General features: G+C 63.2%; 10 protein-coding genes. 2 read left to right on the forward strand and 8 right to left on the reverse strand.

Going from position 1 to position 12,765, the window contains the following annotated elements; translation table 11 throughout:
- Nucleotides 1-2: 2 nt before the first annotated feature.
- The 8 genes from ILT44_RS05805 to ILT44_RS05840 all read right to left on the reverse strand — a co-directional run bounded on the left by ILT44_RS05805 (nt 3) and on the right by ILT44_RS05840 (nt 10,264).
- A complete protein-coding gene (locus tag ILT44_RS05805; protein WP_239467929.1) occupies nt 3-452 on the reverse strand; it encodes a proton-translocating transhydrogenase family protein in 450 nt (149 codons plus the stop codon).
- A gap of 20 nt (nt 453-472) precedes the next feature.
- Nucleotides 473-1,609: a Re/Si-specific NAD(P)(+) transhydrogenase subunit alpha gene (locus ILT44_RS05810; RefSeq protein ID WP_204238623.1), complete on the reverse strand. Its 1,137-nt coding sequence runs from the start codon at nt 1,607-1,609 to the stop codon at nt 473-475.
- 69 nt (nt 1,610-1,678) lie between these two features.
- Complete coding sequence (locus ILT44_RS05815) at nt 1,679-1,972, reverse strand: aa3-type cytochrome c oxidase subunit IV (protein WP_204238624.1); 294 nt, start codon at nt 1,970-1,972, stop codon at nt 1,679-1,681.
- Nucleotides 1,973-2,086: 114 nt separating this feature from the next.
- Complete coding sequence (locus ILT44_RS05820; protein WP_204238625.1) at nt 2,087-3,304, reverse strand: glycosyltransferase; 1,218 nt, start codon at nt 3,302-3,304, stop codon at nt 2,087-2,089.
- A 160-nt stretch (nt 3,305-3,464) separates the two neighbouring features.
- Nucleotides 3,465-4,832, reverse strand: a complete 1,368-nt coding sequence (locus tag ILT44_RS05825) for an ABC1 kinase family protein (protein WP_204238626.1) — start codon at nt 4,830-4,832, stop codon at nt 3,465-3,467.
- Between the two features lie 75 nt (nt 4,833-4,907).
- Entirely contained in the window at nt 4,908-6,230 is a 1,323-nt protein-coding gene (locus ILT44_RS05830; protein WP_204238627.1) for an adenylate/guanylate cyclase domain-containing protein, read from the reverse strand.
- 161 nt (nt 6,231-6,391) lie between these two features.
- The gene (locus ILT44_RS05835; protein ID WP_204238628.1) at nt 6,392-8,341 is read right to left on the reverse strand and encodes a PQQ-dependent sugar dehydrogenase; all 1,950 of its coding nucleotides are present in this window, start codon (nt 8,339-8,341) and stop codon (nt 6,392-6,394) included.
- A gap of 141 nt (nt 8,342-8,482) precedes the next feature.
- Nucleotides 8,483-10,264: a M3 family oligoendopeptidase gene (locus ILT44_RS05840; RefSeq protein WP_239467951.1), complete on the reverse strand. Its 1,782-nt coding sequence runs from the start codon at nt 10,262-10,264 to the stop codon at nt 8,483-8,485.
- 237 nt (nt 10,265-10,501) lie between these two features.
- Between ILT44_RS05840 and ILT44_RS05845 the strand changes: the two genes are divergently transcribed.
- Together ILT44_RS05845 and ILT44_RS05850 are read left to right on the forward strand one after the other, a co-directional pair.
- Nucleotides 10,502-10,744 (forward strand): helix-turn-helix domain-containing protein, encoded by a 243-nt coding sequence (locus tag ILT44_RS05845; protein WP_204238630.1) that lies wholly within the window; start codon nt 10,502-10,504, stop codon nt 10,742-10,744.
- A 106-nt stretch (nt 10,745-10,850) separates the two neighbouring features.
- Entirely contained in the window at nt 10,851-12,632 is a 1,782-nt protein-coding gene (locus tag ILT44_RS05850) for a L,D-transpeptidase family protein (RefSeq protein WP_204238631.1), read from the forward strand.
- Nucleotides 12,633-12,765 lie beyond the last annotated feature (133 nt).

The raw sequence follows: 12,765 nt of genomic DNA on the forward strand, positions 1-12,765 counted from the left end.
CCTCACCCCTTCTTGCGGTACATGGCGAGCATGCGCTGGGTCACCAGGAAGCCGCCGAAGATGTTGATGGACGCCAGGATGAGGCCGATGAAGCCGAGCGCCCGCGCCCAGATCGGGCCTTCGCCAAGCGCCGGCGCCACATTGACGCCCACCGCCAGGACGGCGCCGACCACGATCACGGACGAGATGGCGTTGGTCACCGACATGAGCGGCGTGTGCAGGGCCGGGGTCACCTGCCAGACCACGTAGTAGCCGACGAAGATCGCCAGGACGAAGATGGCCAGCCGAAACACCGTCGGGTCGACCGCCCCGTGGGTGACGGCGGCGGCGGCGTTCCCGGCCGCATCCGCCACCTGGTCGGCGATCATCTGGGCCGCATCGGCGGCACGGCGGGCGGCATCGGCCGCCGCTCGGGCCTGCTCGACAGCCTGTTCGGGCGTAAGCGTTGCCATGGTGTCCTCCCCTGGACGGATTAAGCGGTCGGCTGGAAGGCGGTGTGGACGATGGCGCCGTCGCGGGTCAGGCAGGTGGCCTTGACCAGCTCGTCGTCCCATTTCACGGCCAGTTCCTTGGTTTCCTTGTTCACCAGCGTCTCGACGAAGGCGTAGAGGTTCTTCGCGTAGAGGCTGGAGGCCGTGGCGGCGAGGCGTCCGGGCATGTTGAGGTGGCCCACGATCTTCACGCCGTTGTGTTCCACCACCTGTCCCGGCACCGCTACCTCGACGTTGCCGCCGCGCTCCACCGCCAGATCGACGATGACCGAGCCGGGCTTCATGGATTCGACCATGGCACGGGTGATGAGCTTGGGCGCCGGGCGGCCGGGGATCAGGGCCGTGGTGATGACGATGTCCTGCTTGGCGATGTGGGTGGCGACGAGTTCGGCCTGCTTGGCCCGGTATTCGGCCGACATCTCCTTGGCGTAGCCGCCGGAGGTCTCGGCCTGCTTGAACTCCTCGTCCTCCACCGCGATGAACTTGCCCCCTAGGCTCTCCACCTGCTCCTTGGCGGCGGGGCGCACATCGGTGGCGGTAACCACCGCGCCGAGGCGGCGGGCCGTGGCGATGGCCTGGAGGCCGGCAACGCCCGCGCCCATGACGAAGATGCGGGCGGCCGGCACGGTGCCGGCTGCGGTCATCATCATCGGAAGGGCGCGACCATATTCGGCGGTGGCGTCGATCACGGCACGATAGCCGGCGAGATTGGCCTGGGAGGAGAGCACGTCCATCACCTGGGCGCGGGTGATGCGGGGCATCAGCTCCATGGCGAAGGCAGCGACCTTGGCATCGGCAAGGCCCTTGAGGGCTTCGTCCTGGCCGTAGGGATCCATGATGGCGATGACGAGGGCGCCGGGCTTGGCGCCTGACAATTCGCCTTCAGCCGGGCGGCGGACCCGGAGGACGACGTCGGCATCCTTGAGGGCATCGGCGGCGCCTGCCGCGATCGAGGCGCCTGCGGCCTCGAATTCGGCATCGGGGATGCCGGCCTTGGCGCCCGCCCCGGCCTGGACAACCACATCCGCGCCGAGGGCTTTGTATTTCTTGACCGTCTCAGGGGAGGCGGAAACACGGGTCTCCGCTCCATCGGTTTCGGAGAGAACGGCAATCCGCATTTTAGCCCCCCTGCGATCTGGTCAATGACTTGAGATCAAGCTTTTTCTGTTTCGGTCGACTCCCGCTGCTCAGTAGAAGATGAGCGCCAGGAGGAGGAGAACGCCGACAGCGGCCGGAGCGCGCACTCCGATCGAGGGAGCCATGGCTCCTACTGCGCCGGCCGCAAGTGAGAGGACAACACCAAAAATTGCAGTCAGCCAGGCATGCTTGATGCCGCCGACAGCCAGCGCGAGAACGTGGCAGATCACGACGGCGGTGCTGATTTCGGCGAACTTGATGAATCCGCTGTAGGTCGCCTCATGAGTGCGGCCGTCCATATCCGGACTATAGCCCCCATGCGGCGCATGTTTTGTATTGGCCATGATTCAGAGCCCTGTTTGAGCGTCACGTGTTAATTGCTGCGTTTAACGCATGCGGTGAGGAGCCGCAATCTTTCGAATGGCTCCCGAAGGAAACTTTATGAATGTTTCGCGTGATTATTTGATCCCCAGGAACTCGCGCCACTGGGGCAGGCACACCGTCTCGTAATCGTATTTCGCAACAGCGATGCGGCGGGCCTCCGCCGCCATGGCCGCGGACCTTTCCTTGTCTGTCAGGGTTTCGCGCACCCGTTCGGCCAGGGCCTTCTCGTCGAAGAAGGGGAAAAGGCGCCCGTTGACCCCATCCTCGATGATCTCGCGCACCGGCTCCGTATCGGAGGCCACGATCCGGCACTCCAGCGCCATGGACTCGATGGAGGACCAGGACAGCACAAAGGGATAGGTCATATAGATGTGGGCGGAAGAGACCTGCAGGACCTTCACGAACTGGTCGTAGGGCAGGTTTCCGACGAAATGGACCCGCGACCAGTCCACCGGTCGCTCGATCTTGGACTTGAACACGTCGAACCAGGACTGCCCATTCGGCGCTGAGCCGGAATAGCTGGTGCCCTTGCCGCCGATGATCACCACCCGGAGCTCGGGATCGATGTCGAGCAGGTAGGGCAGGCTCTTGAAGACGATATGGGCGCCCCGCATCGGCTCGATGTTGCGGGTGACATAGGTGACGACTGGCTTCTCGCGGGTGAGGTGCGGCCCGTCCTGGCCGAGCTTGATCCTGACATTCGGGTCCGGAAGAAGCCCTGGAGTATCGATGCCGTCGTGGATGATGGCGAGCCGGTCCTGCAGATAGGCTGGGAAGGTGTCGCGCTGGTAGCGGGTCGGCGCCACGGCCAGGTCGGCGGCATCCAGGGCCCCGAGCTGCATGGCGTTCTTGGCGCGCAGCCGCCAGATCACCTCCTCGTTGGTGACCGGGAACTCGGAATCGAAATCGAGGTCCTGCCCCTTGGAGTGGTAGTAATATTCGAAATAGGCCACATGGCGGGCCTTCGGCCAGATGTCCTTCAAGAACAGGTTTTCGCCCCAGCCCGTGTTGACCACGACCACATCCGGCTCGAAGCCCTGCTTGGCGAGCTCCCTCGCCTTATAGGCAACGCCATAGGCACGGCGCAGGCGTGGAATGACGGGGGAATAGCGGTTCTGGTAGGGCGCATCCTCAGGTCCGGGAACGGCTTCGTAGGAGAAGTACTTCACGCCCGGGATGGAGCATTGCTTGACCATCCCGAGGCCCACGACCTCATGCCCCTCGGCGACAAAGGACCGGGACAGGCGCAGGAACTGGCCCGGGAAATTCTGGTGAACGAAAGCGATCTTCATCGGCTGCCCCCTCAAGTCGCTTACGATCCCTGAGGCCCGCAAGCGACTTCGAGTCTTCTTCTTTGGTCATTTCCTGATGGCGAACCGGAAACCACTTCGCCTGGAAATGCTCTTACCTATCGTTATGACCTAAAGCCTCGCGGCCAGGGATGCAACCTCATTACACAGGATTTGGTAAACCGGAAGCTGCCAGCACCTCCGCCTGCTTATGCTCCAGGTTCTCCAAGGAGAAGCGCTCGATCTCGTTTTCGAAGAGCTGGTGATAGTTCAGCTCGGCCTTCAGGTGCAGGAAGACGGCTCCCAGGCCCACGGCGGCCCGGTCCATGAAGACGAACTCACGGGGCACGGTGACAGGACCCTTTTCCTTCAGGGCCTTGTGCACCTCGAAGGCCTGGCGGCGGCCGTATTCGCCGGGCTTCACCCCATCCGCCACGGTGCGGATCCGGTCGTCGAGGAGCGGGGCATAGATGAAGCGGGCCCAGATGTTGAGGATGTCGATCAGCTCGTTCGAGAGATCCTTGAAGCCCCAGGTCTCATAGGCATGGACAATGCGGGCGCGGTCGTCAGTCTGCAGCCCGCGGTAGAGATCGACCACGCCGCCGACGAAGCGGGGATGGAAGATGCGGACGCAGCCGTAATCGAGGAGGTTGATGCCCCTCGCCTCCCCGTCCTCGGAGAAGACCGTGTAGTTGCCGAGATGCGGGTCGCCGTGGATGACGGCCGCATGGCTGAAGGGATGCCACCAGGCCTTGAACATGGCGACTGCCAGCCGGTTGCGGATCTCGACCGGAGCCTCGGTGAAGGTCAGGATCTTCTCGCCCTCCAGCCATTGGAGGGCGAGGAGCCGCTTGGTGGACAGCTCCGGGTGGACCCGCGGCACCCGGACCTCCCCCACGTCGGAAAGCGTTCGGGCATAGAGGGCGGCATGCTTGGCCTCGCGCTCGTAATCGAGCTCCTCGCGCACACGCTCGCCGATCTCCTTGGCGATCTCCCGGGTGTCGATGGCGGGATCCATGCGGCGGTGAACGGCGAAAACCCATTCGAGTTGGCTCAGATCCGCCTCCACGGCGGATTGCATGTCCGGGTACTGGAGCTTGCAGGCGAGCGCCTCGCCGTCCTTCGTGGTCGCGCGGTGGACCTGCCCCAGGGATGCGGCTGCGGCGGGGCTGAGATCGAAGGAGCCGAACCGGCTCTGCCATTGCGGCCCCAGCTCCGCCTGCATGCGCCTTTTCACGAAGGCCGCGCCCATGGGCGGCGCCTCACTCTGCAGCTTCTGGAGTTCGGCTGCATATTCCGGCGGGATGAGGTCGGGGATGGTGGCGAGCAGCTGCGCCACCTTCATAATCGGCCCTTTCAGGCCGCCGAGCGCCTGAGCCAGCACCGCCGCGTTCGAGGCATCGCGGTCATCACCCCCGAACAGGCGCGATCCTGCCATGCGGGCTGCAACCCCACCCATATTGGCGCCGACCCGGGCATAGCGGGCAGCGCGCGCGGAGAAGCGGTTCGCTTCGCGGTCGGACTCAGCCATATCGTGAGATCTCTTGCTCTGAACTGGAGAGCTTAAGATATGGCGGGCCGTGCCAAACGCTAGGCCTCTGCGGCTTCAGGCCCTCTGGCTGCCGATAGCGGCGAAAAGGGCCATCGGCTCGCTCAGACCCTTGAGGGAGAAGGCGCCCCGATCCTCCAGATGAAGGTTTGAGCCGGCAACGAGATCGCGCACGGTGCGGGACACCAGAACTTCGCAGCCGCCCGCCAGGGCGGCAATGCGGGACGCAGTGTGAACCGCAATCCCACCGATATCCTCGCCCTTCATCTCGACCTCGCCCGTATGGACTCCGCAGCGGACATCCAGGCCAAGGACACGCAATGCCTCAATGATGGTGCCCGCACACCGAACGGCGCGCGCGGGGCCGTCGAAGGTCGCCAGGAATCCGTCGCCCAGCGTCTTGATCTCCCGGCCCCGGAAGCGGCTGATCTCGCCTCGGACGATCCTGTCATGCTGATCCAGGAGAACCCGCCAGCCCCGGTCCCCCATCTGCTCGGCCCTTCCGGTTGAGTCCACGATGTCCGTGAACAGAACGGTGGCCAGCACGCGATCGGGCTCGCTCTCGCTGTGCGTGCCGGTGAGAAACTCCTCGATCTCATCAGCCGCTGGATTCACGTCATTGGCCCACAGCACGTGGTCGACACCCGGGAACTCGACGTACTTTGCTTCAGGAATTTGGGCCGCAAGATAGCGCCCGCCCTCGACGTTGACCCGCGTGTCTCCCGAGCGATGGAGCACAAGCGTCGGGACGCGGATCGCCGGGAGAATATGGCGAACGTCGATCTGGCTGTTCATGCGCATGAGCGCGATGACGGACGAAGGACTGGCTCCCAGTCGCTCGAAGCGCGCCCACCACTGCTTGAAGCGCTCGTCCGCGACCTTCGTCGGCGCGAAGGCGGCCAGGCTCTCGCCCTGCCCCCAGGATTGGTCGATCTTCTCCAGGAATTTCTCGAACCGGTCGTGCGGCAGAACCCAGGTGTGGAAATCGGCATAGGTGCCATAAAGGATCAGCGCCTGGGTTCTCTCCGGATAGGTCGCGGCGAAGAGCATGCTCATCGCGCCTCCCTCGGAGATGCCAAAGAGAGCGGCCTTCTTGCTGTCCACCGCATCCATTACTGCCCGCACGTCATCCATGCGTTCCTCAAGGGACGGCAGGTTCCCAAGACGGTCCGAGAGGCCCGTTCCCCGCTTGTCGAACAGGATCAGGCGGCTGAATGCGCTCAACCGGGACAGGAAGTGAACCATGTTCGGCTCGTCCCAGTAATGATCGAGGTTGGAGATGAACCCCGGGACGAAGACCAGATCGAGAGGTCCTTGGCCAATGACCTGATAGGCGATCCGGACATCGCCGCTTTTGGCGTAATATGTGTCGATCGGCATGGTACGGCTCCCGAACCGGGATCCCCCCTCGACCCAGGAACAGGCGGCGGTCAGGTGAGAAGATCGGACCGGGCAACGCTACCAGGAGATTGTGCGGCGAAGGTGGCGGATCAGGGGGGCCGTGCTGCCTCCTCGAAAGCAAAATGTTTGAAGCCGCCGCTCTACAGAAGGAAATCGGCAGTGTTCAAGCTGTGCAGACCGGAAATGCGAATGATGCCTTCCGCGTCATGATCCGCATCGGTGTTCAGGAAAACACGCGTCTCGGATCCCGCGATCTCGTACCGAACCTGGCCTGCCGCCGTGAACGCCTCCTTGCCTATGAAGGAGAAGGCCTGATTGCCACCGCGAAGGCTTGTGGCATCGATCCGGGATAAATCCAAGCGGTCATGGTCCCTATGGCTGAAGTCACGCACCACGTCGGCGCGATCGAGGGCAGCGCCAACAGCGCCGACGGATTGCCAGCGGAAGATGTCGGCCCCCGCCCCGCCGGAGAGCCAATCCTTCCCGGCGCTCCCGATGATGGTGTCCCGGCCGGCTTCCCCGTAGAGTCTGTCGTCGCCGGCATTGCCGGAGAGGCTGTCGTTCCCCGCTCCTCCGCGCAGCGTGTTGTCTCCCGTCGAGCCCTTCAGAACATCGTTGAACGCACCGCCGATCACGCCCTGGATGCTGGAGAGACGATCGCCCGAGGCATCACTGCCGGACTGGGTTCTCTTCATGAGGTCGATGACCACACGTCCCGGGGCGTCGCGATAGTCGGCATAGTCGAAGCCGCTGCCGCCCGAGAGGAGATCGGCCCCGAATCCGCCTCTGAGGATATCGCTGCCGCTGCCGCCAACCAGCGTGTCATTGCCGCCACCGCCATAGATCCTGTCGTTGCCGCCCCGGCCATCGAGGAAGTCGGCGGCATCCGCATCAGGATCGGGGCCTGTTCGGGACCTGAGATCCAGGCGGTAGATCTTGCCTCCGAAGTCGACGATGTAGAGATTTCCGGATGAATCCTCGCCCCAGGATGGCACGTTGCCGATCGGACCGCCGCCGACGGAAACCTGTCCGGTCAGATCGGTGAACGTCCAGGAGCCTGACGCCCGCTGCAGAGACCAGATCTTGTGGCTGACGAAATCGGAGAAGAAGTAGGTCCCCTGAAAATCTTTCTCGGGGCCCCGGTATACATACCCTCCCGTGACCGACTGGCCTTGATCGTGCCGATAGGAATAGATCGGATTGGTGTAGCTGGGGAATATTCCGGGGTTAAAAGGTCCCTCCGTGACGCTCCATCCATAATTGGCGCCGGGCCTGCCGAGGTTGATCTCCTCATGGGTGTTATCACCCACATCCCCTATATACATTTCGCCGGTGAGTCGATCGAAGCTCACCCGCCATGGATTGCGCAGACCGGCCGCATAGATCCCTGTTCCCACTGCGCTGCCTTCGATGCCGGCAATGGACGTCGGGTTGTCGGCCGGTAGGGCATAATTTTTGTTGGCATCGGTGGGAAAAGCATCGGCGTTCACGTCTATCCGGAGGATTTTGCCGAGCTGGTTGCCCAAACTCTGCGAATTGGCTGCGATCGCGCCTTCGCCGGTCGCCACGTAGAGATAGCCGTCAGGGCCGAAGCCGATCCATCCGCCACGATGGTTTGTCGTCGAGGAAGGGTAGTCGATCTCGGTGATGAGCCGCATCGTACCAGGATCGGCAACTAAGGGATTGGCCGCCGAGGTCTTGTATTCGCGGATCTGTACGTCCTGATCTTGTGTACTGAGGTAGACGTAGAACTTCCGGCTCGTTGCAAAGTCCGGAGCGAAGGCCAGGCCGAGAAGGCCTTGTTCTCCACCGGTCGTCACATCGGACGACACGTCGAGAAACGAGCTGCCGAGAGTTTGGCCTGTGCTGGTGTCATAGACCTTCACCAGCCCACGCTTTTCGAGAATGAAAAGGTGCTTGGCGTTGCCCCGCGCCGAGGTGAGATAGAGAGGATTTTCCAGACCAGACACGATCATGTTGGCCGCGATCGTGGCCGGGGTTCTAGCGCCGGCATCGTATCCGTAGATCGAATCTGCGGCATTGGTGCCGACCAGCCGATCCGCTGTGGGACTGCCGATACGAACTGCCATGGCCGACCTCCAGATCCGGCCCCCATACAGTTATCGTCATATAATCTTGTGTCGGTACAGTTCGTCCTCTCGCCCTCCCTTGTCAAGGCGGCAAGCAGCCTCCTTCACGATCCTTATCGCTCCATGCCTTGGAGACAGCGCCTAGGCCGATGCCGTCTCCATCGCCTCGAGCTCGCCGATCAGCCGCTCGATCATCGACAGGCCGATCTGCCAGAATGAGGGATCGCTCGCATCGAGGCCGAAGGGAGCGAGGAGCTCCGAGTAGTGCTTGGTGCCTCCCGCCGAAAGGAGCGCGAAGTAGCGATCCACGAAGCCCTCGTTGGAGCGCTCGTAGACGCCGTAGAGCGAGTTCACGAGGCAGTCGCCGAAGGCGTACGCATAGACGTAGAACGGCGAGTGGATGAAATGCGGAATGTAGGTCCAGTAGCTTTCATAGCCCGGGCCCAAGCGGATCGCCGGGCCTAAGCTCTCGTCCTGCACCGACATCCAGAGCTCGCAGAGCTTGTCCGCCGTCAGCTCGCCGTTGCGGCGCTCCAGATGGACCTTGCGCTCGAAGGAATAGAACGCGATCTGGCGTACCACCGTGTTGATCATGTCCTCGACCTTCGCCGCGAGCATCGCCTTGCGCTGCACCGGGTTGGTGGTCTGGTCGAGAAGGCGGCGGAAGGTGAGCATCTCGCCGAAGACGGAGGCGGTCTCGGCGAGCGTCAGGGGCGTGGGGGCCATGAGCGCGCCGTTGGGCCCGGCCATGACCTGATGCACGCCATGGCCAAGCTCGTGGGCGAGGGTCATCACGTCCCGCGGCTTGCCCTGGTAGTTCAGAAGCACGTAGGGGTGGGCGGAGGGCACCGTTGGATGGGCGAAGGCGCCCGGCGCCTTGCCGGGGCGGGTGGGCGCGTCGATCCAGCCCTCGTCGAAAAAGCGGCGGGCGATGTCGGCCATGCGCGGCGAGAAGGCGGAATAGGCGGAAAGCACCGTATCCCTCGCCTCGTTCCAGGGGATGGAGCGCTGCTCCACCTTGGGCAGCGGCGCGTTGCGGTCCCAATGGTCGAGCTTGTCCTTGCCGAACCACTTGGCCTTCAGCGCATAGTAGCGGTGCGACAGGCGCGGATAGGCCTCGCGCACGGCGGAGACCATGGCTTCCACCACCTCGCGCTCGACCCGGTTCGCCAGATGGCGGGAATCGGCGACGTCTTCGAAGCCGCGCCAGCGGTCGGAGATCTCCTTGTCCTTGGCCAGCGTGTTGGTGATGAGCGTGAAGGTGCGAAGATGGGCCTTGAAGGTCTTGGCCAGCGCATCGGAAGCGTCCTTGCGCACGCTCTCGTCCGGATCCTGCAGCTTGTTGAGGGTCGGCTCGATGGCCAGCTCCTCGCCGCGCACGGTGAATCGCAGGGAGGCGATCGTCTCGTCGAACAGGCGGTTCCAGGCGGAACGGCCGGTCACCGACTTCTCATGGAAGAGCTGCTCGATCCTGTCGTCGAGCTGGAAGGGCTTGTCCTTGCGCAAATCCTCGATCCACGGCCGGTAATGCCTGAGGGGTTCCTCGCTCATTGCCCTGTCGAGCACCTCGTCCTCGATACGATTGAGTTCGAGACCGAAGAACAGGAGTTCTGTCGAGGCGGCGGTGAGGCGCTCCTGGGTGTCGCCGTAGAACTTCGCCCGCACCGGATCGGTCGTATCGCCGGAATAGACAAGGCCCGCATAGGACATGATGCGGCCGAGAAGATCCTCCAGCGCCTCGTAGCGCTTCACGGCCTCGCCCAGGGCCTGCGCCGGCCGGTCCCCCCGCACCATCGCATCGAGCTTGCCGCGGTAGGCCGCGGCAAAGGACTTGCACTCGCCTTCGGCCTCGGCGAGATCGCGCTTGAACTCCTCGCTGTCCATGCCGGGATAGAGGTGGGACAGGTTCCATTCGGGCAGCATGCCGAGTTCGGTCTGCGCCGCGCCGGAGGTCGAGGGGTGATGCACGGGGGAAGCTTTCTGTGAGGTCACGGCCGCAAGCCTGTTCGGAAATCGGGTCGGATAGGTTCTGCACACATATTGGCCGGCGCGCCCTCGGGATCAACCCGTCAAGCCATGGGGCATGTATCTGTTAAGACACGCTTTACCCTTCATGCCCAGCATCGCCCGAGCGATTCCCGACAGCGATCCGGCGCCATCATGCCCCTCAACGAGCCCCTTGCCGCAGACCGCAAGCCCGAGAACCACGATCCCCACGCTTTACCCTTGATTAACGACACCGGCGAAATGCGCACGCTGGCCGACCTGGAGGCGCAGGCGATTCGCTTCGCACTCCTTTATTATCAAGGACATATGTCCTTGATTTCGCGCCATCTCGGAATCGGCCGATCAACTCTTTACAGAAAATTGAAAGAACTTGGCCTACAGGATGAAGCCGCATGACGTTTTGCGCGTTAAGCGTAACAGGTGTGTGCTCGCACACTGACGAAATTCATTTGACGGAGGATTGCTGAGATCCTCCACCTGCATTGCGACGAGGAGCATGGTCATGCGTGGATTGCGCAAGACAGCCATTTGGCTGGGTCTTATCGGATCCGTCTCTCTCCTGCCTCTCGGCGCTCTGGCGGAAGACATCATCCTCACTTCCCATACCTATCCGTCTCGGCCCATCATCGTCGAGGGCGCTGCTGAACCGTCCTTGCCTGACGTCGTGGTCCGGGATGCCCCGGCACAGAGGGACATCGCCTCCCAGGCCATCCCGCTTCCCGAGGCGGCGCCCGTCTCCATGGAAGCGGCCGATGCGAAGCCTGCTCCTGCCATCGAAATCCCACTGCCTGACGCAGCCCCCGTGACCGCCCTCATGCAGGCCGACATCGTCCGCATGGCGGTGGAGGGCCTGTTCGCCGACGATGCTGCCATGCGCGAACTGCGCGTGGGGGCTAAGGATCGGCAGGCTCTGGCCGCCTATTACGCGCAGGCCGGACATCCGCTGGTTTGGACGCAGGATGGGGCCTGGACGCCGGCGGCCCGCGCGGTGATGGAGCGTCTGAAGGCTGCGGACGAGGACGGCCTCGATCCTGCCGACTACGTGTTTCATGACATGGGACTGCGCAAGGATGCCCCCCCTGCGCAATGGGCCCGAGCCGATGTGAAGCTCTCCCTCTTCGCGATTCGGTATGCCCGCGACGCCCGCGGAGCCCGTATCGACCTGTCCCGCCTCTCCCCTCTCGTAACCCCGAAGCTCGCGATTCCGGACATCGATGAGGTGCTGAGCAAGGTCTCCTCGGCGAAGGAGGCGGGTGCAGCCCTTGCCGCGTACAATCCGCCCCATGCCGGCTACAAAGCCTTGAGGGATAGGCTGACGAAACTGCGCGAGAGCCATCCCTCTCAGCCGAGCGTACGCCTGCCCAAGGGACCGATCCTGCGCGTGGGCATGAAGGACCCGCGCGTGCCGCTGATCCGTGCCCGATTCAACATCCTCAAGGATACGGACAATCAGACGGTCTATGACGAGCGCGTCGCGTCCGCGGTGGCGGCCTTCCAGAAGGAGCGCGGCCTGCCGGATACGGGCGTGCTGAATGCCCAGACGGTGGCGGCTCTCTCCGGCTTGTCCGTCGCGCAGCGGGAATCCGAGATCATCGCCAACATGGAGCGCTGGCGGTGGCTTCCAGGGGATCTGGGCGCAAGGCACATCATGGTGAACCTGCCTGAGTTCCGCCTGCGACTCACCGAAGGCCGCAACGTGGTCCACGAGACCCGCGTGATCGTCGGCAAGGAACAGTCGCAGACGCCGATCTTCTCCGAGGACATGAAATACTTGGTGGTGAACCCGTCATGGACGATTCCGCCTTCGATCATGAAGAAGGAGATCCTTCCGGCACTCGCCGCGGACCCGTATTACGCCGCGCGCAAGGGCTATAAGATCATCCGCCGCGGCGACCGGATCTCGGTGCAGCAGCCTCCGGGCGAGCGCAATGCGCTGGGCTTCGTGAAGTTCATGTTCCCGAACCAGCACGCGGTCTATCTGCACGACACGCCGAACCGCAATCTCTTCTCCGCCAGCAAGCGCACCTTCAGCCATGGCTGCGTGCGCGTCGACAAGCCTTTCGAACTCGCAGAAGAGATCGTGGGCAAGGACGGCAAGTGGACCGAGGAGAAGCTGCGCGGCCTTATCGGCAAGGGCGAGCGGACGGTGCACCTGGCCGCTCCCCTGCCGGTGCATCTGGCCTATTTCACGCTTGCTGTGGACGAGAAGGGCGAGCTGAAGAGGTTCGAGGATATCTATGGTCTCGACCGCAAGGTTCGCGCCGCCCTGAACCTCTCCGAATAGCCTCCTCCTCAATCAACTTTTCAAACCAATTTCTCATCCTCACTTAACGGGAAGGTAACCGTCTTCGGCAAAGATCCTTTCACTATAAGGATTTCCGCATCCGTGGATGCGGGCCGGTAAAGACGAGTATCAC

This window comes from Microvirga arvi, from assembly GCF_016892765.1.
GTDB lineage: Bacteria > Pseudomonadota > Alphaproteobacteria > Rhizobiales > Beijerinckiaceae > Microvirga > Microvirga arvi.